25 protein-coding genes and 1 pseudogene are annotated in these 21,641 nt (G+C 54.0%); 14 read left to right on the top strand and 12 right to left on the bottom strand.

Translation table 11 applies throughout. The annotated features are described in order from the left end of the window. Positions 1 to 114: 114 nt before the first annotated feature. From ON16_RS13250 to moaA, 4 genes are all read right to left on the bottom strand, one after another. Complete coding sequence (locus ON16_RS13250) at positions 115 to 1,137, bottom strand: molybdopterin-binding protein (protein ID WP_040663562.1); 1,023 nt, start codon at positions 1,135 to 1,137, stop codon at positions 115 to 117. After that, the gene (locus tag ON16_RS13255) at positions 1,134 to 1,577 is read right to left on the bottom strand and encodes an MOSC domain-containing protein (protein ID WP_040663569.1); all 444 of its coding nucleotides are present in this window, start codon (positions 1,575 to 1,577) and stop codon (positions 1,134 to 1,136) included. Before ON16_RS13255 ends, ON16_RS13250 begins: the two co-directional genes overlap by 4 nt. Before the next feature lies 1 nt (position 1,578). After that, a complete protein-coding gene (gene moaC, locus ON16_RS13260) occupies positions 1,579 to 2,067 on the bottom strand; it encodes a cyclic pyranopterin monophosphate synthase MoaC (protein WP_040663572.1) in 489 nt (162 codons plus the stop codon). A gap of 192 nt (positions 2,068 to 2,259) precedes the next feature. Next, the gene (moaA, locus tag ON16_RS13265; RefSeq protein WP_040663575.1) at positions 2,260 to 3,204 is read right to left on the bottom strand and encodes a GTP 3',8-cyclase MoaA; all 945 of its coding nucleotides are present in this window, start codon (positions 3,202 to 3,204) and stop codon (positions 2,260 to 2,262) included. A gap of 149 nt (positions 3,205 to 3,353) precedes the next feature. Between moaA and yqeC the strand changes: the two genes are divergently transcribed. The 3 genes from yqeC (at position 3,354) to ON16_RS13280 (ending at position 6,038) form a co-directional block, all read left to right on the top strand. Beyond that, the gene (yqeC, locus tag ON16_RS13270) at positions 3,354 to 4,013 is read left to right on the top strand and encodes a selenium cofactor biosynthesis protein YqeC (protein ID WP_040663577.1); all 660 of its coding nucleotides are present in this window, start codon (positions 3,354 to 3,356) and stop codon (positions 4,011 to 4,013) included. 30 nt (positions 4,014 to 4,043) lie between these two features. Further along, positions 4,044 to 4,829, top strand: a complete 786-nt coding sequence (yqeB, locus tag ON16_RS13275) for a selenium-dependent molybdenum cofactor biosynthesis protein YqeB (protein WP_051131765.1) — start codon at positions 4,044 to 4,046, stop codon at positions 4,827 to 4,829. A gap of 183 nt (positions 4,830 to 5,012) precedes the next feature. After that, positions 5,013 to 6,038: a YeiH family protein gene (locus ON16_RS13280; protein ID WP_040663580.1), complete on the top strand. Its 1,026-nt coding sequence runs from the start codon at positions 5,013 to 5,015 to the stop codon at positions 6,036 to 6,038. Between the two features lie 283 nt (positions 6,039 to 6,321). On the opposite strand, the gene ON16_RS13285 is transcribed toward ON16_RS13280, so the two are convergent. Together ON16_RS13285 and ON16_RS13290 are read right to left on the bottom strand one after the other, a co-directional pair. Beyond that, a complete protein-coding gene (locus ON16_RS13285; RefSeq protein WP_040663583.1) occupies positions 6,322 to 7,239 on the bottom strand; it encodes a ketopantoate reductase family protein in 918 nt (305 codons plus the stop codon). Between the two features lie 65 nt (positions 7,240 to 7,304). Next, positions 7,305 to 8,195, bottom strand: coding sequence for a 4Fe-4S cluster-binding domain-containing protein (locus tag ON16_RS13290; protein WP_040663586.1), 891 nt, complete (start codon positions 8,193 to 8,195; stop codon positions 7,305 to 7,307). A gap of 217 nt (positions 8,196 to 8,412) precedes the next feature. Here ON16_RS13290 and ON16_RS13295 point away from each other — a divergent pair, with 217 nt between their 5' ends. From ON16_RS13295 to ON16_RS13310, 4 genes are read left to right on the top strand one after another with little or no spacing between them, the layout of a single operon-like run. Further along, positions 8,413 to 10,224: an FtsW/RodA/SpoVE family cell cycle protein gene (locus tag ON16_RS13295; protein WP_040663589.1), complete on the top strand. Its 1,812-nt coding sequence runs from the start codon at positions 8,413 to 8,415 to the stop codon at positions 10,222 to 10,224. Next, positions 10,211 to 11,581 carry a penicillin-binding transpeptidase domain-containing protein gene (locus tag ON16_RS13300; RefSeq protein WP_040663592.1) on the top strand — a complete coding sequence of 457 codons (1,371 nt, stop codon included), beginning with the start codon at positions 10,211 to 10,213 and terminating at the stop codon, positions 11,579 to 11,581. Before ON16_RS13295 ends, ON16_RS13300 begins: the two co-directional genes overlap by 14 nt. Before the next feature lie 49 nt (positions 11,582 to 11,630). Next, a complete protein-coding gene (locus ON16_RS13305) occupies positions 11,631 to 11,927 on the top strand; it encodes a hypothetical protein (RefSeq protein ID WP_040663595.1) in 297 nt (98 codons plus the stop codon). Between the two features lie 46 nt (positions 11,928 to 11,973). Beyond that, positions 11,974 to 12,447: a GNAT family N-acetyltransferase gene (locus tag ON16_RS13310; protein WP_040663599.1), complete on the top strand. Its 474-nt coding sequence runs from the start codon at positions 11,974 to 11,976 to the stop codon at positions 12,445 to 12,447. A gap of 150 nt (positions 12,448 to 12,597) precedes the next feature. Here ON16_RS13310 and ON16_RS13315 read toward each other — a convergent pair whose 3' ends face one another. Continuing rightward, a complete protein-coding gene (locus ON16_RS13315; RefSeq protein WP_040663603.1) occupies positions 12,598 to 13,854 on the bottom strand; it encodes a diaminopimelate decarboxylase in 1,257 nt (418 codons plus the stop codon). Positions 13,855 to 14,107: 253 nt separating this feature from the next. Here ON16_RS13315 and yedF point away from each other — a divergent pair, with 253 nt between their 5' ends. The 5 genes and pseudogenes from yedF to ON16_RS15440 all read left to right on the top strand — a co-directional run. Continuing rightward, complete coding sequence (gene yedF / locus ON16_RS13320; protein ID WP_040663606.1) at positions 14,108 to 14,725, top strand: sulfurtransferase-like selenium metabolism protein YedF; 618 nt, start codon at positions 14,108 to 14,110, stop codon at positions 14,723 to 14,725. Continuing rightward, on the top strand, positions 14,722 to 15,861 hold the full coding sequence (locus ON16_RS13325; protein ID WP_040663609.1) for an aminotransferase class V-fold PLP-dependent enzyme: 1,140 nt from the start codon (positions 14,722 to 14,724) through the stop codon (positions 15,859 to 15,861). Before yedF ends, ON16_RS13325 begins: the two co-directional genes overlap by 4 nt. Further along, complete coding sequence (locus ON16_RS13330) at positions 15,861 to 16,097, top strand: putative Se/S carrier protein (protein WP_040663612.1); 237 nt, start codon at positions 15,861 to 15,863, stop codon at positions 16,095 to 16,097. Before ON16_RS13325 ends, ON16_RS13330 begins: the two co-directional genes overlap by 1 nt. 99 nt (positions 16,098 to 16,196) lie before the next feature. Next, complete coding sequence (locus ON16_RS15945; protein WP_162829306.1) at positions 16,197 to 16,370, top strand: DUF6472 family protein; 174 nt, start codon at positions 16,197 to 16,199, stop codon at positions 16,368 to 16,370. Positions 16,371 to 16,584: 214 nt separating this feature from the next. Next, positions 16,585 to 17,007 (top strand): annotated as a pseudogene (locus tag ON16_RS15440) (cell wall hydrolase); the annotation flags it as partial. 33 nt (positions 17,008 to 17,040) lie between these two features. Here ON16_RS15440 and ON16_RS13340 read toward each other — a convergent pair. The 5 genes from ON16_RS13340 to ON16_RS13355 are packed head-to-tail and all read right to left on the bottom strand — an operon-like array spanning position 17,041 to position 20,998. Next, on the bottom strand, positions 17,041 to 18,381 hold the full coding sequence (locus ON16_RS13340; protein ID WP_040663618.1) for a recombinase family protein: 1,341 nt from the start codon (positions 18,379 to 18,381) through the stop codon (positions 17,041 to 17,043). A gap of 12 nt (positions 18,382 to 18,393) precedes the next feature. Beyond that, positions 18,394 to 19,299: an SWIM zinc finger family protein gene (locus ON16_RS13345; protein WP_040663621.1), complete on the bottom strand. Its 906-nt coding sequence runs from the start codon at positions 19,297 to 19,299 to the stop codon at positions 18,394 to 18,396. A 40-nt stretch (positions 19,300 to 19,339) separates the two neighbouring features. Then, positions 19,340 to 20,110 (bottom strand): hypothetical protein, encoded by a 771-nt coding sequence (locus ON16_RS15675; protein ID WP_144032133.1) that lies wholly within the window; start codon positions 20,108 to 20,110, stop codon positions 19,340 to 19,342. A 15-nt stretch (positions 20,111 to 20,125) separates the two neighbouring features. Continuing rightward, positions 20,126 to 20,569, bottom strand: a complete 444-nt coding sequence (locus tag ON16_RS13350; protein WP_040663623.1) for an ImmA/IrrE family metallo-endopeptidase — start codon at positions 20,567 to 20,569, stop codon at positions 20,126 to 20,128. A gap of 12 nt (positions 20,570 to 20,581) precedes the next feature. Further along, positions 20,582 to 20,998: a helix-turn-helix domain-containing protein gene (locus ON16_RS13355; protein ID WP_243441834.1), complete on the bottom strand. Its 417-nt coding sequence runs from the start codon at positions 20,996 to 20,998 to the stop codon at positions 20,582 to 20,584. 240 nt (positions 20,999 to 21,238) lie between these two features. On the opposite strand from ON16_RS13355, the gene ON16_RS13360 reads away from it, so the two are divergent. After that, the gene (locus ON16_RS13360) at positions 21,239 to 21,454 is read left to right on the top strand and encodes a helix-turn-helix domain-containing protein (protein ID WP_040663627.1); all 216 of its coding nucleotides are present in this window, start codon (positions 21,239 to 21,241) and stop codon (positions 21,452 to 21,454) included. Between the two features lie 23 nt (positions 21,455 to 21,477). Next, positions 21,478 to 21,606 carry a hypothetical protein gene (locus ON16_RS16265; RefSeq protein WP_274531955.1) on the top strand — a complete coding sequence of 43 codons (129 nt, stop codon included), beginning with the start codon at positions 21,478 to 21,480 and terminating at the stop codon, positions 21,604 to 21,606. The last annotated feature ends 35 nt before the right edge of the window (positions 21,607 to 21,641 follow it).

A 21,641-nucleotide genomic window follows, 5' to 3' on the forward strand; every position in this document is an offset into this window, starting at 1 on the left:
GCTCCAAATCAGAGCGTTTCCTATCTGAACTCCCGAGGGAGATTGCAGACCGTGGTACTTTTTCGAGGTGAACGACTGGGGAAAACTTCGCGCCCAAACAGGGCGCGAAATTCCTTATTTTCCAAATGGACAGTCCGGCCAGTGGCAGGGTTTGCATCCAAGGCACAGACCGCCGTTGCCCAGCGCCACAATATCGCTCCGGGAGACGGGGACGCCCGCCGCCACCGGCGGCAGAACCAAATCAAACACCGTGGCTCCGGCAAACATGACACAGCCGGGCAGGCCCATCACGGGCGTGCCGTCTGAAAAATAGCCCAACAGGAACATGGCACCGGGCAGGACGGGCGCGCCGTAGGTTACGATTTCCGCCCCTGCGGCCTTGATGCCGCCGGGGGTGTTGTCGTCAGGATCCACGCTCATTCCACCGGTACACAGCACCAGATCCACGCCTTTGGCTCGCATCTGATTGATGGCGATGGCCACATTTTCCACCCCGTCGCCGGAGAAAATCTGCGCAACCGTTTCAATGCCCACAGCTTCCAGTTTCCGCTTTACCGCCGGGGTAAATTTGTCCTCGATCAGCCCTTTTTTGACCTCGCTGCCGGTGGTAACAATGCCTGCGGTTTTCAGCTTGAAGGGGAGAACGTTCAGCAGAGGCGCGGCTCCCGCAGCTTCCTCGGCTTCTTCCAGCGTGGTTTCCGAAACCACCAGAGGAATGACCCGCATGCCCGCCAGCTTGTCTCCTGCTTTCACCGCCGTGCCGCCCTTGCGGGTGGCCAGCATCACGTCCGGGACGGAATTAACCGCGTTGAGCTTTTCCACATCCACGGTGAAATACCCGTCGCACTCCGCGAACAGCTCGATCTTGCCCTCTTTGATGTCCTCGGTCCGGCGGATATTTTGCCCCATGGACAGTCCGCACAGACGCATAGCTGCGTCGTCCTCGTGGAGCATTCCGGGGTGCAGCTCCCAAACATACAGATTTTCCTTACCCATGGAGAGAAGCACGGGGATATCCTCCTCCGTGACCACATGGCCCTTGCGAAAGCGGGCGCCCTTGAATTCACCCGGAATGATTTGTGTCAGATCATGGCACAGGACATGGCCCACGGCCTCTTGCGTTTTGATGAGCTTCATGCCCTCGCCTCCAGAATTTCAATTTCGTCGCCGGAGCGAACCGTTCCCTCCCGCACGACCACGGCAAAAATGCCCTCGGTGGGCATCACGCATTTGCCCACGGCCTTTTTAATGGCGCAGTCATTGTGGCACTCCTTGCCGATCTGCGTGACTTCCACCTCGGTTTCCCCAATGCGCAGATGGGTTCCCACAGGCAGGTGCTTCAAATCAATGCCCACGGTGTTGATGTTTTCCGCAAACACCCCGTCGGTCAGGGGAATGGGGCAGGCGGCGCGCATAGTGTCCACGCTCTCCTCCGCCAGCAGGGAAATCTGACGGTGCCAGTCTCCGGCGTGAGCGTCGCCTACGATGCCGTGTCGCATTTTCAGAAGAATCTCAGAAACGGGATGCTTCTGCATTCCTTTCTGCTCGCTGATATTGACGGATGTAACCTTTGCCATATCAAACCTCCGCAATGTATTCGCCGCTTTTTCCACCGGTTTTTTTCAGCAGACGGATATTTTGAATACACATGTCCTTCTGAACGGCCTTGCACATGTCGTAAATCGTCAGCGCCGCCACAGAAACGGCAGTCAGCGCCTCCATTTCAACGCCGGTCACGCCGCTGCAAGCCACTGTCGCTAAGATTTCCACGCGGCAAGGATTTTTGCTCAAGTGAAAGGCAACATCGATTTTTGTCAGGGGCAGGGGGTGGCACATGGGGATCAGTTCCCAATTCCGCTTGGCGGCCATAATGCCCGCCACTTGAGCCACTGCCAGCACGTCGCCCTTTTTCATCGTACCGTCTTTAATTTTTTGCAGGACTTCGGGAGAGACGAGAATTTCGCCGCCCGCCAGAGCTTCCCGTTGGGTAACGGGTTTCATTCCTACATCCACCATATGTGCGCGGCCCTGCTCGTTGAAATGCGTCAGTTCGTGTTCAGTGTCCATGAGGGCGCTCCTTTTTGCGTTTTGTCTTGCGGAAAAATGCAGTGGGCTTCGCTCCAAGGCGTTCTCCGTTCTCGCGTCTTCCGTCCTACTCACGGAAAAGTCCAGGGGCTTTTCCGTGAAAGCGGAGGAGCAACGGAGCGGCACAAGCTTTCGGCAGAGCCGGAAGTGCGTGGAGCGCAGTTTGCTCCTCCGCTAGCCGCCGATCTCGTTCATATTTCTGCTCGTGTCGCTGCCGCCGTCCGTCAGGTGGTGCTGCTCCGGCTTTTGGGCAATGCCCCGCCGGATCGCGTTTTCCAATTCCGCACCGTGGAGTCCGCGAAGGGAAAGCTCTGCGTCGCTGTGGAGGCAGGGCTTCAATTTCCCGTCCGCCGTGACCCGAATCCGGTCGCACCGGCTGCAAAAGCGGTGGCTCATGGGTTCGATCAACCCCACGGTTCCTCTCCAGCCGGGAACGCGGTAACGCGCCGCCGTACCGGAAGATTCGCAGGGCCGCAAGGCCGGGACGCGCCGCAGAACCTCCTCCGCCGGGAGAAAGCAATGCTGCTCCCAATCGGCGCACTGCCCCATGGGCATTAGTTCGATAAAACGAATTTCCCATGGGTGGTGCTCCGTTAAAGCAACGAAGTCTCCGATCTCGTCGTCATTCAGACCGCCGATCAGAACCACATTGCATTTTAAATGTGTAAATCTGGCTCGTTCCGCCGCCTCCAATCCCGCCAGCACGTCGGCAAGACAGCCGCAGCGGGTAATGCTGGAAAAACGATCCGGATAAAGGGTATCCAAACTCACGTTCAGGCGGCTCACGCCGGCTTCTTTAAGCACCGCGGCCAACTGAGGCAAGAGACTTCCGTTGGTGGTCATGCACAGTTCCTCAAGACCTTCAATGGCGGAAAGTCCCCGGCAGATATCTAAAATTCCACGCCGAACCAGCGGTTCGCCGCCGGTAAGCCGGATTTTTTTCACGCCGCAGTTCACTGCCGCCCGGCCAATTTCCACGCATTCTTCCACGGACAAAATGTCTCGATGCGCCCGCTTTTCAACGCCCGCCTCCGGCATACAATACCGGCAGCGATAATTGCACAGATCCGTCACCGACAGCCGCAGATATCGAATTGTCCGCCCGCAGTTGTCCTGCATAAACGCCTCCGTGATACTCAAGTGGGATGAACGAAAACAGTTTATCATTTCTGTCAAAAGAAGTCAAGAAAAGAGAAGCTGCTCTGCCTTGACGGAGGTGCGGGGAAGTGTTATTCTTTTGAAAAGAGAACGAAGGAAGGAAAACGACGATGGACTGGACGCGTGTTCTGGAGATTCACCCCGGTGTTACCGCCGTGATCGGCGGCGGTGGAAAGACCGCGCTTTTGCGAACGCTGGGAGAAGAATTGTCGGAGACGGGTGGCAGCGTGCTGCTGTGTACAACCACGCGGATCTTTCCGTTTGACGATCTGCCCTGTGTCACAGAGGCGGAGGAAGACGCACTTCTGGCCGCGCGGGAAAAAAGCGGCTTGATTTGCACCGGGACGCTGCTGGAAAACGGAAAGCTGACTGTTCCGGCGGTTCCGATGGCGCGGCTTGCGGCGCTGTTCGATTATGTGCTGGTGGAGGCCGACGGCTCGGCCCACCGCCCCATGAAGGCCCACGCGCCCCATGAGCCGGTGATTCCGATGGAGGCTATGCAGACAATCTGCGTGGTGGGTGCGTCCGGCTTTGGATGTCCCATTCAAGAGGCGGCGCATCGACCGGAGCGCTATGCGGAGCTGGCTGGCGCGGCGGAGACGGAGGTTGTTACCCCAGAGATCGCCGCCGCGGTTTTGCGGGCGGAAAAGTTGCATCGGCGCGTGCTGATTAATCAAGCGGAGCTGGCGATTGAAGAGGCGAAAAAACTGGCGGAGCTTTTGGACTGTCCCGCGGTGGCAGGCTCCCTGCTCCTTGGAGAAATTTTTTGACCGCCTTGGGCGGAGAAAGAGAGACTGGTCATGCTGACAGTGATTCGCGGTGCGGGAGATATTGCCACGGGGATTGCACTGCGCCTGTGGCGCAGCGGCGTACAGGTGGTGATGACGGACCTCAGCAATCCCACCGCCATCCGGCGGACGGTCTGCTTTTCACAGGCCATCGTGCTGGGGCGGGCCACAGTGGAGGATGTGACGGCGGTCCGGGCGGAGACGGCGGTGAAGGCGCTTGCCTTATTAAAGGAGGGGGTAATTCCCGTCCTGCCGGACGCAGAGGGGAAGTGTATCCCCCAGTTGCGGCCCGATGCGGTGGTGGATGCGATCCTTGCCAAAAAGAATCTGGGGACAACGATTACGGATGCGCCTGTGGTGGTGGCGGTGGGCCCCGGTTTCACAGCGGGAGTGGACTGCCACGCAGTGGTGGAGACTATGCGGGGCCACACGCTGGGCCGGACGTATTACACCGGCTCAGCCCTGCCCAACACGGGGATTCCCGGTCTGATCGGCGGTTTTTCCGGCGAACGGGTTCTCCGGGCACCGGCGGACGGCGTGTTTCATCAAAGACTGGATATCGGCGCAATGGTCACGGAGGGCGATGTGGCCGGGGAGGTGGAAGGGTTACCCATGCACTGTACGCTTACCGGCGTTCTGCGGGGGATTCTGGCGGACGGCACGCCTGTTTTCAAGGGGATGAAGGCTGGAGACGTGGACCCCCGGGGGCAGGAGGCGAATTGCTTCACCGCGTCGGACAAGGCGCTGGCAGTGGGCGGCGGCGTATTGGAGGCCGTTTTCCACCTGACGCGGCAGTGAGAGAGCCGCCTGCGGCAACAGGTAAACGGTAAAACGATCGGTCTATGCACCGCATCTTTGGCTTAATCACCGAAAAACGGCAAAAATGATTTACAAAGCCGAAAATTTCGTGTATGATTGCAAATCGAGTGAATGAAAGCGGAAAGTGGATATCGGTCCGCTGAGAATCGAGGAGGATCGTACATGAAAAAAATGAGCGAAAAAATACCCGGCGTTGTGCTGTGTCTGGCGCTGTCCATCCCGGCGTGGTGGCTGGGAAAGCTGTTGCCGGTCGTGGGCGGGCCGGTCTTTGCCATCCTGATGGGCATGGTGGTCACCCAGCTGTGGAAGGACAAGACGAAGGTACAGGCCGGTATCGCCTATACCTCTAAAAAGATTTTACAGTACGCGGTGATTCTGCTGGGCTTTGGACTGAACCTCTCCGAGATTGCCAAAGTAGGGGCGCAGTCCCTGCCGGTGATTGTGGCGACGATCACCACGTCTTTGGTGGTTTCCTTTGCGCTGTGCAAGCTGATGCGGATTCCCTCCAACATTTCAACGCTGGTGGGCGTCGGTTCCTCCATCTGCGGCGGCTCTGCCATTGCCGCCACCGCCCCGGTGATTAGCGCGGACGACGAGGAGATTGCGCAGGCCATCTCTGTCATTTTCCTGTTCAACATCATTGCCGCGCTGCTGTTCCCCACGCTGGGCGGTTGGCTGGGGCTTTCCAACGAGGGCTTCGGCCTCTTTGCGGGAACGGCGGTGAACGATACCTCTTCCGTCACGGCGGCGGCTGCCGCATGGGACGGAATCCACGGCAGCAATACGCTGGACGCGGCCACCATTGTCAAGCTGACCCGTACGCTGGCCATTATCCCCATCACACTGGTGTTGGCGCTGTGGAGAGCGGCCAAAGCGAAAAAGGCCGGGGGGACAGGGGAAAATTCCTTCAGTCTGAAGAGCGCGTTCCCCATGTTCATCCTGTTCTTTGTGCTGGCCTCTGTCATTACCACGGTCTGTACGGCGGCCGGAGTGGACGCGGCGGTATTCGCGCCTTTGAAAACGCTGTCCAAATTCTTCATTGTCATGGCAATGTCCGCCATCGGACTCAATACGGACGTAGTGAAGCTGGTGAAAACCGGCGGAAAGCCGATTTTTATGGGCTTTTGCTGCTGGGTTTCCATTGCCTGCGTCAGCCTTGTTATGCAGCATGTGCTGGGAATCTGGTAAACGGACAGCGCCACGCGCTTGACAACCTGAGTAATCCCGTCAACCGTAATAAAAGCGCCTTCGGACTGAACAAACTCAGTCAGAAGGCGCTTTTCCTTTACAGTGCTTGCCGCACTTACGCGAATTTTCTATAAAAACGTGGCGCAGTTCTATAAATACGCACCGCGGCGCGCCGGCTTTGACGGACGAAGACGCCGTGCGGCGCGGCCCTTGCTGCCATGAGCGGGACTGCGCATCCCGTCACCATCAAAACGCCTGCTGACGTTTTGATGGAAAAAAAGTCTTAATACCGGCTCTCCATCTCCTGTACCTGCTGATAGAGCCAGTCGTTTACCGGGACAGGGATACCGTGTTTGGCAGCGAGGCGGCGAATGGTTCCGGCGAACAGTTCCACCTCGCTTTTGCGGTGGGCCTTTCCATCCTGACGCATGGACGGTTCTCCGTCACCCGGAAAGGTCTGGATGATAGAGTCCCATTCCTGTACGTCTTTCTCTGACAGGGGTACGCCCTCAGCGTTTGCCACCTGAACGACCTCTTGCATGGCGCCCAGCATCGCATCCCGAGCCGGACCGGGAATCTGCAAGTTTCTGTATCCGCACTGGAATACCATAGCTGATTGATTACATCCGGTATTGCAAAGCAGCTTGCTCCACATGTGGACCTGTATGTTCTGCGGCAGGGAATAGGGGAAATGTACCCGGTCGAAGAAAGCGGTCAGTGCCCGGAGACGGGAATCATCCTGCCCGGCGGGAACACCGAGCGCCAGCTCACCGAACACGGGGCAGGTGGCCCGGTTGCCCTCTTTCACAGCGGACATCTTTTGGGCGACACACCAGACGATCTTCTCTTTCCCAAACGCGTCAGACAGCACCTGTTCGCTGGAGATGCCGTTGAGGGCGGAAATGATGGTGGTGTCCGGTCCCACCAGATGGCGGCACTCCTCGATGGCGCTCTCCAGCGCCCCGAACTTCACCGCAAACAGCAAAAGGTCTAACGGCTCGGTCTGCGCCGCCGTGTCGGCATAGTGAAAAGCGCAGCGTTCGCCGTTGAGGAAGATGCCCTCCTTTTCATAGCGGGCGGTTCGCTGTGTGTCTGCCAGCACCTTCACTTGTTCAAAGCCTGCGCCCTGCGTGAGTTGGTGGGCGAAAATAACGCCCAGCGCGCCCAGACCCACAATACCAACGGTTTGAATCTCTTTCATGGTAAATTTCTCCCTTATGTGTAGTAAGTAAAAAGTGGGAGCCGGCAGGCTCCCACTTTGGAGTATCAAGATGCAATTTTTTCCCGCCAGCGCAGGTCATAAGGTTCAAACACCACGTTTGCATAGGCGTTCACGTCCAGCTTTGTGCCATCCCAATCGGCGTGGATGTCGCCGTTTTGCTTGATAAGAATATCGTACAGGATATCATAGGTCACACCGTCCCGGCTGTCCTGCTCCACAATCGTGGAATAGGGCAGAGTCTTGTGATAGGTCAGCTCCATACCCTTGTAGTCGAAGTGGAACCCGCAGCGCATCCGGCAGCCGTCCAGTCCGGTGTACCGGGAGATCTTTTTCAGATCGTGGAGGATCATGTCATCTTCCTCGTCATAGAGGTTGTCCGGCGTGGTGGCGGTGTAATCAAAGCGGAACTGGATGTTGGCCCCGGGAATTTTGCGGAACCGCTCCAGATAGGGGATCAAATCCGCCTTGGGATAGTCCTTGTACAGCACGCAGTTGATGCGGAAGGGAACCGCCAGACGGCTCAACAGCGCGTCGTTGGACTCTACCACGTATTTCTGCATGTGGCGGGAAACATTGATGCAGGTGATTTTGTCCCGGTTGCGGCGGGTAAACTCCACAATGTCCTCCTCCGATTGATGCTCGGAAACCGGCAGGGTGGTGTTGATATAAATCTTGTGTGTGGAAGGAATGTGGTCCAGCATGCCTTGCAGAGCGCTCAGGTCCGCCAGCGGCTCTCCGCCGGTGAAAACAAAGTCGCATTCCGGCGTGATGGCGTCCATTTTGTCTATACTCTGACAGATTTTCTCCGCGGAGAACCCCGTCAGGTCAGCGTACTCCCCCTTGTTGATGCAGAAGGGACAGTGGTTGTGGCAGTCGTAGGGGACGAAGATGGTGACGGTTGCGCCGCCTTCCCTCGTCTTGTAGGGATGAATCATGTTGATCGGCCTTTCCGTTAAAAATCAAAGAAAATGAGGGCGGCAGGTCCCTCCCACTTTTTCATATACGATTTAATATTTTACTGCAATATTCTAATGAGGTCAAGAGAAACCGAAAAAAATGACAATGAAAAATCAGGAAATGGGGAAAACGCTGTACATAGTTTGTGCCAAATGTTATAATAATTACAAAATTATTTGAGAAGGAGGCGGCGCGATGTCTGCTTTGCAGTCTTTGCTGGATGCCCTGACGGCAGTGCTTGCCGCCTATCCGCTGGCGGGGACATGGTTTTCCGCGGTGGTACGCTTTTTATTCCCAGTGCTGGCGGTACTTATTTTGGCGCGGGCCATTCGGGGGCTGTTGAAAATCCCCCATACGCCGGAAACATGGGGACAGCTGAGTCTGCCCAACGGCGCGCCCATCCCTCTGACCCACTGGGAGAATATTATCGGCCGGAGCAAAACGGCGGACGTGCTCTTGACGTATCCCAGCATTTCCCGGCAGCACGCGGCATTGTGCCGGGGCGAGGCGGGGGACTGGACGCTGTACGATTTAGATTCCAAGGGCGGAACTGCGGTCAACGGCGAGGCAGTCTCGACTTCCGCACCGATCAAAATGGGAGACACCATTACGCTGGGCGGCGTGCCGCTGATTTTTCTGCCCCAGACCGTGGGAGAGCGGGAGGAACTGGAACGCCGCCGAAAAGCCGAGCGGCCTGCGGCGATTTGGCCGTCATTTTTGTGGCTGACGCTGTTTCAGGTGCTGGCCTGCCTGCAGCTGATTGTGGCAGAGGGGACAAAGACGACCACCACGCTGCCTCTGGCATTTATGGGCCTGACGGTTGTGATGTGGGTTTACTATGCGGTGCTGCGAACCACCAAATGCGTGGGCTTTGAGATGGAGACGATTGCATTTTTCCTGTCTACCCTCTCTCTTTCCGTCACGGCCTCCTCCGCGCCGGAGGCCCTGTTCAAGCAGTTCATTGCCGTGGTGCTGGGGCTGGGTCTGTTCATCATTCTGGGGCTTTCCCTGCGGGACTTGAGCCGGGTTCAAAAGCTCCGCTGGATTTCCGCGGCGGCGGCTATTGGCCTTCTGGGGATTACGCTGGTGCTGGGCAGCCGGGTGTTCGGTGCAAAAAACTGGATCATTTTGGGGCCGTTTTCCTTCCAGCCCTCAGAAATCGCAAAAATCTGCTACATCTTTGCCGGGTCCGCCACGCTGGAGCGCCTGTTCCGCAAGCGGAACCTGACGCTGTTCATCGTTCTTACCGGCGTTTGCATCGGGTGTTTGGGCCTCATGAGCGATTTTGGCACTGCCGCCATCTTTTTTGTCACCTTTTTGGTCATTGCCTATCTCCGCTCCGGAGATTTTGCCACGCTGGGCCTGATCTGCGGCGCGGCAGTGTTCGGCGCAGGCATTATCATGAAGTTTAAACCGTATATTTTGGGCCGCTTTGCCACTTGGGGACACGCATGGCAAAACGCCTCCGTGGGTGCGGCTTATCAGCAGACCCGAACCATGTCCGCCGCCGCCAGCGGCGGCCTTGTGGGCATGGGGGCCGGAAACGGCTGGCTTCACCGCGTTCCTGCGGGAGACACGGATCTGGTGTTCGGAATGCTGTGCGAAGAGTGGGGGCTTGTGATTGCGGTACTGGCCGTGGCGTCCATCGTGACGCTGGCAGTGTTCGCGGTCCGGGCCTGCCGGGTGGGACGGTCCAGCTTTTACATGATTGCCGCCTGCGCGGCGGGATCATTGCTGGTGTTTCAGTCCTGCCTGAACGTGTTCGGGTCTGTGGACCTGCTTCCGCTCACCGGCGTAACGCTGCCCTTTGTGTCCAACGGCGGGTCTGCCATGATGTCGGCGTGGGGGCTGTTGGCCTTTTTAAAGGCCACGGACACCCGGGAGAATGCCAGCTTTGCCATTCGGCGGGGCCCGGGCCGCAGGCTGACGGAGGAAGCCCGCCGCCGGACGGAGCCGGTGCGGGAGGGTGAATTCCGCAGAGAGGAGAACCGCCATGAGGAAAATTGAAAAACGGGCGATCATCTGTCTGGCTCTTGCGGGACTGCTGATGCTGGGACTGACCTTTTTTGTGGGAGAATTCTTGATGAAAGGCGGCAGTTGGGCATCCTCTGCATTCAACCGACACCTTTACAACAACGCCGGCGTTTTGACCAGCGGCACGGTGCTGGACCGGGATGGGGACATTCTCAGCACGGTGGATGAAAACGGAAATCGCGTTTACTACCAAAATGAGACGGTCCGCAAGTCCACGCTGCACGCTGTGGGCGATTTGCAGGGCAACATCGGTACCGGCGTTTTGAACGCCTTTGCCGACAAGCTGACCGGTTACGATTTGGTCAACGGCGCGTTTTCCGCCCATCAGGGGAACAGTCTTTATCTGACTCTGGATGCCCGGTATAATTACGAGGCGTATCAAGCACTGAATGGCCATGCCGGGACGGTGGCGGTCTACAATTACAAAACGGGCGAGATTCTTTGCATGGTTTCCGCCCCCAGCTACGATCCGCTGAACGTTCCGTCGGATATTTTGGAGAATGATCGGTACAAGGGTGCGTACTTAAACCGCTTTCTGTCCTCCACGTTTACCCCCGGCTCGGTGTTTAAAACCGTGACCGCAGCGGCGGCGATTGAAAAGCTGCCGGACTATGGCACCCGCACTTGGACCTGTTCCGGGTCCGTGAAGATCGGAGACGACACCATTGTTTGCTCCGGAACTCACGGTGAGGAGACGTTCACGCAGGCACTGGCCAACTCCTGCAACGTGGCGTTTGCGGAGATGGCGGTGGAACTGGGTGCGGATACGATGAAAGCTTATACGGAAAAGGCGGGGCTGACGGACAGCTATTCCGTCAGCGGCCTGCCCACCGCCAAGGGCACCTTTAATTTCGACGACATTACCGACGACCAGCTGGGCTGGGCGGGAGTGGGCCAGTTCCACGACGCGGTGAACCCCTGCGCCCTCATGACCTACATGGGGGCCATTGGAAACGGAGGCAGAGCCGCCGTACCAAAGCTGATTTTAAAGACCCGGGATACGCTGGGCCTTCCCACCTCGCTGAATTTGACACGCCATACCGGACAGCTCATCAGCGGAAAAACCGCCGATATCCTTTCAGAACTGATGGCCAATAACGTGACCATGACCTATGGCAAGGACCGCTTCCCCAATATGGACATCTGCGCCAAGTCCGGCACGGCGGAGGTGGGAACGGATCAAAAGCCCCACGCTTGGTTCGCCGGGTTTCTGCGGGGGGATGACACACCCTATGCCTTTGTGGTGCTGGTGGAAAACGGCGGCGGCGGCGCGTCTGTGGCCGGGACCGTGGCGGGGCGGGTGCTGAACGTCATCGTCAACGGGTATTGAATTTTGGCGCAAGGGAAGAAAACAAAATAAAGTTGCCGGAGAGATGGAAATGAAAGAAGATTTTACGAAGAAAAAAAGGTTGATGGACGCGGGGAGCATTGTTTCCGCCGCCGGACTGATCTTTTATTTTCTGGGGCGGGGACTGCGCCTGCCCAGCCTTTTGACCGGAATTGTGGCCGTGGGCGCGGCGGCACTTTCAATTGCAACGCTGTTTTTGATGATTGCCTGCCGTCAGGACGGGGGCAAGGACGTGATCTCCGGGAACCGGTTGGTGGGGCAGGGCGCGCTGACGGTACTGCTGGCGCTGGCCGCGGCGGTTATGCTGAAGGAAACCGGAGTTTTATGAAGAGAGCAACCGGTTTTGTAGGGAACAGGGCGCAAGAGGTGTGCCTGTGAAATTAAGAAAATACCAACCGACAGACTGCGCTGAGATTGCGGAATTATTTTACACCACAGTTCACACGATCAATGCAAAGGATTACACCAAACCGCAGCTGGACGCTTGGGCAACGGGGAACATAGACAGGTCTGCTTGGGATCAATCTTTTTTAGAACACAACACCCTTGTGGCTGAAGAGGGCAGCACCATTGTGGGGTTTGGCGATATGGATTCGAATGGTTATCTGGACAGACTGTATGTCCACAAGAATTATCAAGGAAAAGGGATTGCCTCAGCGATTGTAAATGAGCTTGAGCAACAGGCTGCCCGGCAAGGCGTTTCTTTTTTCACGACACACGCATCGTTGACTGCCAAATCATTTTTTGAAAAGCGGGGTTATCGTGCGATCCGCACAAATCAGGTTGATCGCAATGGGATTCAACTCACCAACTTCATCATGGAAAAGAGCAACATAAAAGGAATGTGATTTTATTCCGCTAAATTGCCATTTAGCAGAAAGACGGTTGCTACCGATAAAAAGCAAGGGCGTCATCGTTTTTACGATGACGCCCTGCACGTTATTCGGAATCGTTTTCAAAAGGACTGCAAAAACAGAGGTGCTTTGAAAAAATTGCGCTTACCAGACCAGCGTGGAAAAATAGTCCTCCACGGTTTCTGCCCGGCGGATCAGCTCGACGGAGCCGTCTTCCTTCAGAAGAAGTTCGGCGGAGCGGAGCTTGCCGTTGTAGTTGTAGCCCATGGAAAAGCCGTGAGCGCCGGTATCGTGGATTACCAGCAGATCACCCCGGTTGATTTTAGGGAGCATCCGATCGATGGCAAACTTGTCGTTGTTCTCGCAAAGACCGCCCACCACATCGTACTTGTGGTCACAGGGCTCGTTTTCCTTGCCGCAGACGGTGATGTGGTGATAGGACCCGTACATAGCGGGGCGCATCAGGTTGCAGGCACATGCGTCCACGCCGATATATTCCTTATAAATATGCTTTTCGTGGACGGCGCGGGTAACCAGATGTCCGTAAGGAGCCAGCATGAACCGCCCCAGTTCGCAGCAAAGCGTCACGTCGCCCATCCCGGCGGGGACCAGTACCTCTTCATAAACCTTGCGCACGCCCTCACCGATGGCAGCGATGTCGTTTTCCGGAGCGTCCGGCAGATAGGGAACGCCCACGCCGCCGCTGAGGTCGATGAATGTGATATGGCAGCCGGTTTCTTCTTTCAGATCCACCGCCAGTTGGAACAGAACCTTGGCAAGCGAAGGGAAGTACTCGTTGGAAAGGGTGTTGGACGCCAAAAACGCGTGCAGCCCGAATTCCTTGGTGCCCTTGGCCTTCAGCATTTGATACGCGTCGGCAATCTGCGCGCGGGTCATGCCGTATTTTGCGTCGCCGGGGTTGTCCATCACCTGAAATCCCTCGCGCGTCTCGCCAAGGGTAAACACGCCGCCGGGATTGTATCGGCAACAGACTTTTTCGGGGATATGGCCGATGGACTGCTCCAGAAATTCCACATGGGTGATGTCGTCCAGATTTATTACGGCGCCCAGCTTGTCCGCCAGCTGGTATTCTTCGGCGGGCGTGTTGTTGGAAGAAAACATGATGTCCTCGCCCCGAATGCCGCATTTTTCGGACATCAGCAGTTCCGCCAGAGAGGAGCAGTCACAGCCGCAGCCCTCTTCATGGAGCAGCTTCAAAATCGCGGGAGTGGGGGTGGCTTTCACAGCAAAATACTCCCGGAAGCCGGGATTCCAGGCGAAAGCGGCTTTCAAACGCCGGGCGTTTTCGCGAATGCCCGCTTCATCGTAGATATGGAAAGGCGTGGGGTATTGGGCCGCGATGGCTTCCAGCTGGTCTTTTGCAACAAAAGGCTTTTTCATTGAGAGACCTCACAATTACATTCTAATAATCCGTTTTCACGAACACTATCATTCTAATGCGGATGCGCCTGCGATGTCAAGAACATCCAAGAAATATCAGGAAATATATCGAATTTAACAGAATCGTGCCGCTGTATCGCTTTTTTCTATAAAAATAGCAGCATTCATCGAAATCTGCGGTTGAAATTCCAAGGCCGTGCGGCTACAATAAAAGACAATAGGAGCATGTGATATAGGCGAAAGGAGCGATCGTATGGAAAAGATAACGGTGAATGCCGTAGGAGAGGCCTGTCCCATTCCTGTGGTAAAGGCGAATAAAGCGATGCAGGCCATGAAAGAGGCCGGAACCTTGGAAGTTTTAGTGGACAACGATCCGGCGGTGCAGAATTTGAACCGCATGGCGGCGGGCCACCATTTTTCCGCTAAGACGGAGCTGCGGGAAAACGGCGTTCGCGCTGTGATCATTGATGTGACAGGGCCAGTGAAGCCAATCGTGCTGAACACGGGGGACTATGCCTGTGACCTGCCATCCTCCGGCGATTTTGTGGTGGCGGTGGATACCGACGTTATGGGCCGGGGCAGCGACGAACTGGGAAAGACCCTGATGAAGGGCTTTTTATTTGCGGTGGGTCAGCTTCCCAGTCTTCCCAAAACCATTCTGTTTTATAACGGCGGTGCGCGTCTGACGTGCGAGGGCTCCGCCTCGCTGGAAGACCTCAAGGGCATAGCGGACAAAGGCGTGGACATCCGCACCTGCGGTACCTGCCTGAATTTCTACGGCCTGACCGAAAAGCTGGCGGTGGGCGGCGTTACCAACATGTATGAAATTGTGGAGACGTTGGCAAAGGCCGGAAAAGTGGTCAAGCCGTGATCTATCTGGATAACGCCGCCACCACCCGCCCCAAGCCCCCTGCCGTGGGACAGGCGATTCTGGCTGCGTTGGAGGGCTTTGGAAACAGCGGGCGGGGCGCTCACGACGAGGCGCTCACCGCCGCGCGGACCGTGTACGACACACGGGACAAGCTGGCGACCCTGTTTGGCTGCGGTAGCGCGGAGCGGGTGTGCTTTGCTTTGAATTCCACAGAGGCGTTAAACGCGGCCGTCACGGGCCTGTTTGGCCCGGGGGACCATGTGATTTCCACGGACCGGGAGCACAACTCCGTCCTTCGGCCGCTGTACCGGCTGGAGGCGCAGGGAGGTGAGGTGGATTTTGTCCCCGCCGACCGGCAAGGGCAGATTGACTATGCAGATTTTGAAAAGCTGCTCAAGCCCAATACCAAGGGCGTGGTCTGCACCCATGCGTCCAACCTCACCGGCGACGTTACAGACATCGGGCGGGTGGGCGCTTTTTGCCGCGCTCATGGGCTTTTATTGGTGTTGGACGCGTCCCAGACGGCAGGACTTCTGCCCATTGATATGGCGGCGCAGGGTGTTGACGTGGTCTGCTTCACCGGGCACAAGAGTTTGTATGGGCCGCAGGGCACAGGTGGAATGTGCGTGGGAGAGGGCGTGGAATTGCGCCCCTTTAAGGTGGGCGGAACAGGCGTACAGAGTTTTTCCGAAATTCAGCCCACAGAGTACCCCACCCGTATGGAGGCGGGAACCCTGAATGGACACGGTATTGCGGGGCTGAACGCGGCGCTGGATTGGCTGAATGAAATTGGAGTGGACGCCGTCCGCGCCCACGACAGTGCGTTGGCCCGCCGGTTTTATGAGCGCGTGAAGGGCCTTCCTGGTGTGGTGGTGTATGGCGATTGGACGGCGGAGGTTCGCGCCCCCATCGTGACGCTGAATCTGGGGGACCGGGACAGTGCCATGGTTTCCGATGAGTTGGAGCGGCGGTTTCATATCGCCACCCGCCCCGGCGCACACTGCGCTCCCCGGCTCCACCGGGCGCTGGGAACGCAGGAACAGGGTGCGGTGAGATTCTCTTTTGGATACTTCAACACAGAGGCGGAGGCAGACGAAGCTGCCGCCGCCGTGAAGACGATGGCGGAGGAACTGTGATGGCGGAGACAGTCTGTATCGTGACATTTCCCACCACTTCCGGGGCCATGGCTATGGAAAAGGCCTGCCATGGCGAGGCTCTGCCGGGGCGGCTAATCCCGGTACCCCGCAGCGTTACCGCCGGGTGCGGCATGTGCTGGATGGCTCCGAAGGACAGTCGGGGGGCACTGGAGGCGTTGGTCATCCGAAAGAAAATTCAAATAGACGGCGTCTACGAGATGATTCAGCCTCGGTAATGCCGCGGCACTGCCGTTTGGGCGGCGGGGAAAAAGCAAAGACCTGCTGCCGCCCGCGGCATTTTGTCCTGCGGCACAGCGAAAGGAGCAATCCGGAATATGGCGACAAACTGCGATGAATGCGTTCACCTCGACTATGACGAGGAGACGGACATGAATTTTTGCAACATGGATTTGGGCGAGGACGAGATGGAGCGCTTTTTGCGTTCTGATGTCCGCGCGTGTCCGTTTTACCGCCGGGGCGATGATTATAAAACTGCGCGGCGGCAGTGAAACGCGGCGTTTTGAATCAGACCGAACAGCCGGAAAAGTCCTGCGGGACTTTTCCGGCTGTCCTTACTTTTTGCGGACTTTGGACAGCGGACGTTTTGATTCACTGGGGCATATACTATTTCAGGGCTGGGCAAAGCCCGCCTTGAAAGGCCGGGATGTTCTCCGGCTCTGGGGGATCACGGTTGGCGGTCCCCGGCGACAGGAGTGAACACATATGGCATATTCAGACCGCGAACTGCTGGCCCGGCTCATTCAGTGCGAGGCCGGCGGCGAAGGGGAAATCGGCATGAAGGCAGTGGCCGGCGTGGTCATGAACCGGGTCCACGCCACAGGCGGCGAATACGCACGGGTGGGCCAAGGCAGCATCCGAAAGATTATCATGCAGCCGGGGCAGTTTGTCTGCGCCAGCGAAACGGAGCGCGGCGTATACAACCCGCAGAATATTTACAATATGCGCCCGGAGCAGATTCACTATGACATCGCGGACTGGGCCATTGCGGGAAACCGGATTGCGGATGTGGCAGAATCGTTGTGGTTTTACAATCCATTTGGCCCTAAGTGCCGTTCTAAATTCCCCTCCGATGTTGGCTATTGGCAGACTCGCATCGGAGATCATTGTTTTTACAACCCGACAGATGAAAATAAATTAAGTAATAAAATTATTAAAAAATTAAATGTCCAAATCATACTCTATGTGGCGGTCAGGGAATATGCGAATTTCTTTGAGGATAAGCCTCCAAAAATCGCGTTTGCTCTTCCGATCTACACTTTCATAATCAGCCCTCCAGCCTTCCGACAGGATACGTTCGATTCGTGTGAGATCGGGTGCAACGCATTTTGACTGTTTGCATTCAAGTTCTTCAATCTTCTCTAGCAAGGACTGTCTGTCCTTGCGGTATTCGTCCATATCAATAAAATTATTAACATAAAGGTCTTTCAGGCGTGATAGTTTGGTTTTAGCGGACGCGATAACGGGGGTGTAATCCTTCTCTTTCTCTGCTTTTGAAATTTCTTCAATCTCTGCTTTAACTTCCTGAACTTTGCATTCGAGACTGTCTAAGATATATTGCTCTATAATGCGCTCGCTGAGATTAGTCTTATTTTCGCAGCCGGCTCGTTTGATATAATGACCGGGACAGTTATAAAAAGAAGATAGTCCGCGGGTATTTTTTCTCCCGCCCATTCTGGTCCTGCATTCGCCGCAGAGAATCAACCCAGAAAATAGGTATACCCGGTTTTCTCTCGTTTTGCGCTGTACGCGGTTTCTCATGGATTGTATCCTCCCGTATTCCTCTCTGGTGATGTAGGGCGGCGCCATGTCGTCAACACCATAATAAAAGCCGTAGTATACAGGACTGTCTAACATTTTACTGGCGAGCTGATACTCAATCCTTACGCCATATTCTTCCAGAATAAATGACTGCGTTTCGGAAATAGATCCGCAACGCATAAATTTTTGGAAGAACGCGGATACAGCCGATTCTTTCGCGGGGTCTTTTATGAGCTTTTTCTCATCAATCTTGTAGCCGGTGGGGCAGTTTCCGGTGAGCGGTTCACGCCGCTCACGCTTCCCATCGAATACGAACTTAATTCGTTCACTTGTCCGATCCGCTTCATCCTGCGCAACAGAGAGCATAATATTGACCTTAAAGCGGCCAGAAGCGGTAACAGTTTCATAGTCTTCTTCGGTTGCCTGCCAACTTACACCGTGGCTATCCAGTACGCGCTGTACTTCGTAATAATCAGACACATTTCGGAACCATCTATCAAGTTTAATAAACAGGATGATGTCAATTTTGTCGGATTTTACATCCTCCAAAAGCCGCAGAAGGGCAGGGCGCTTGACATACCGTTTTCTCGCACTGATTCCTTCGTCTGTATAGATGCCAGACACCAAAATATCATGATCTTTAGCGTACTGCTTCAAACTCTCCAGCTGATCGGCGAGAGACAATCCATGCCGCGCTTGCTCTTCTGTGGACACTCTCGTATAAAGTGCGGCGCGTTTCATTACTTAAGCCTCCTATTTTTGCAATTCGTGATGATAATCCCCTAACGGGTTTGTACCAAATAAATCTAACATTTCTGTTGCCACATCATTAGGGAATCGACGGTTCAAAAGGGGACCCAATTTAGTTGGGAAAATATTAATATCAACACAATCAATAACACCAGCGGGAACGGAAACCATCTTACTTGTATCAGGATTGTAACATTCCTCTGTGTCGAACTTTCGATGAAGATATTTGTATACGTCCCGGGCATAAGACTTAAATGCTGGGTGCAGGGAAGCTGAAGATTCATTAAAAAAGATGTAGCTTCCAAAATCATCGGCATGATCCATAAACCAAGCATACTTTTGAGTGATTTTAGAACAATCGGGAGGAAAGTTTATAGAACATTCTTTAAGGCGCTGCATGGTATTCCTTTTCCCATAATGCAAAGCAATAAAGCGGTAGTCCAAGATTTCAACAAGAAAGCCATCCCGAATAAAATCGTTATCTAAATTCAAGTCGGAGATGTAGCAAAGAGGTTGATTTCCAAAAGTAAGTGTGCAAAGAATTTCTTTTAAAGTTATCTGATTCTCGTTTGTGTAATTTTCTAAAAGCCCAATATACTCAATCAAAGTTTCTTTTAAAAATTGTCTTGGAGAAAGAATCGCATTTCGGTCAGAATGCAGACTTTCCTTATTGCCGAATACACCAAGCTCCGCTGCTAGCCGGTACATATGTTTGCAAGGCTGCCGACGCCGGATGAAATCTCCGCATTGGCAGGACTCCAATGTGGTAGTATAGTGGCCGCTACGACCCTCAAATATACCGGATTCGCCATTTATTTCGAGCGGAGTACAGGCGGCCTTTGCAGATGATTCTTGACGCTTGACCTGATCTGGAAGTTCATGAATTCCGTCCCATAAAGCCCATGGCACAACCAATCATCTCCTATTATCGCGAAAGGATTAAATACCATCAATTATTCTTACCAGCAAAGAAAAGAGAGGAATCGTTTTTCAGAGGTAAATCAAGCTTGTAATTATTTTCATGACCGCGGCAGCATGAATTGTATAGTTCGATTGCATACTGTCTATTATCAAGAGGTATGCGGACTACACAGTATTGATCTGATATCGAATCTAGTAAGTCACTTGCTTGCGTTTTTAACCATGAATTTAGAATAGGACGCATAGCAAACGATTTGCCGGATTCTTTAGCGAGTGATTTAGCTGCTGCTTTCTCTGCTTCCCATCTTGCTGAAATGTTATCTGAAGACTGCAACACAGCTGATTCCAGTGCTTCGTTTTTATAATTTTGAAGAACGTATTCGCGTGCGGATCTAATATCAACAAATTCTAATTTAGCCAGATGCTTCATGCAATCATTTCGATACGCGAGGACAAACGGAACGCAATATTCATAGTAAAAGAAGTGGGAAAGAATTTGATAAAGCAAGCTTAAAGACGCACGATCAAGGGATTGGGACCGTTTCAAATAAGCGGAATACGCATCGGAAGAAAAATTCGAAGCATTCTTACCATAGTATATCGTCCCAGATTCGAGCTTCTTACGGTAGGCACACGATTGAGAATAATCAATATCAGGAATTAGGCAACTTCTCGCATCGGAACATTCTTGATAACGAGAACAACAGGCAAAGTCGCTGGATGAAGATACTAAATTAGAATCACTTTGAATTTCTGGTGATGTGCTATTAAAAAATCCCGAAAACTCCTCTTGAAGCATTTGCATAGCCTCCCGTTAAAATAGACGCGGCTCAACAGAGCGCATCCTATATTCTGCAAGTTGATTGGATATTCCCATATAGACCGCCGCCGCCGAGACGGGTAATTCTAAAAAATCAGTTAATTCCCGGTCGTCAAAAAGCAGATCAACAGAAAAATGATGGGCCTCATTTTCATATTTATTTGTGACCATGCATGTGTTGCGATCCATAAAAATGCGGTTCATACCGCGATGCAAAAAATGGTGACCCAGCTCGTGCGCACAGACAAGCATCTGCTGCCGTTCGTCAAGATTGGAATTTATATATAGGATCACACGCCTTGCGATGCATTGCCGCATACCACGAGTATCGACAAGGGGCGCGTGGATCACAATTAAGCCCAGATTGTCTGCGATGCTAAACGGATTTCTTGTACCGTACTTCAAAGCGATGCTATTCGCAACTGCTTTTGTGTCCATCCGCAGCTCCTTTTACTTTCTATATTTTTTGGGAGTATACGTTTCTTTGTTTCTAAGCCGTGCAGCCTCAAGACCGAGTTTCATAGCAGCAGCAAGAGACTCCTTTGCTTCAGGTGACATGGGAACGCCATCGAACATCAGGTCGCCGCCGCTTTCCAGCGAGTCCATAATACGCTCAACTTCTTTAGCCGTATCGCGCTTGTCCTTTTCAGAGAGGGCAGGCGCGGTTTCTTTTTTATCGCCGGTCAAAAGGAAGTCAGTGGTAACGCCAAAAAAATTAGCAATTTTCAGCAGCAAATCTTGCTTTGGGGCTTTGCCAGTGTTCTTCCAAACAGTAACACTTGCGCGATTAAAGCCGATTTGCGCAGCAGCTCCACTTGGAGTTAAATTGCTACTTTCACACAATTGGCAATAGATGTCATAAAACACAAAAGCACGCCCTTCCATTTGTGCAAAAGCACAGTGTTTATAAAAATAAGCAAAACGGTATTGACGTGTTTATAATTATAAGCTATATTATAGCCATAACGTTGATAATCATAAACACAAATGCAAAACACTTGGTCCTGCAAGACCAAAGTGTTTATGAAATTATACATGCGCTAAATGTATGATAGCACGACAGTTTAAGAATATCAACAATTATTTCATAGAAAGGGGGATTTTGTAATGCCTGCACAATGGACGGCGGATGTAATTGGCAAAATGCACATGCTTAGGATTTCTAATAAGCAGCTTGCCGAAAAGCTAGGAGTAACGCCGGAGTATGTCAGCATGATCCTGAATGGGCACCGAGACCCAGAGGGTGCCAATCAGAGATTTTTGGAGGCAGTCAATGAGATGGCGTCGGAAAATATGCGAAAGGTGGACAGCCAGTCGGAATAAGCTGTCTCAAGGAGGTGGTAGATGTGACCGAACTAGAGCTTTTTGCCAATGCATTTGCCTTTTTAAAAGAGGCGAGAATTAAGCAGGAGTGCGGAGTTGATGCGAAAGTCAAAGTCACGCTTGCCCCCAAGGAAGAGAAATCCGCTTCTTGATAAAGCGAGCCCAAAGATATTCAGCAGTACCAATG

This window comes from Oscillibacter ruminantium GH1 (assembly GCF_000307265.1).
GTDB lineage: Bacteria > Bacillota > Clostridia > Oscillospirales > Oscillospiraceae > Oscillibacter > Oscillibacter ruminantium.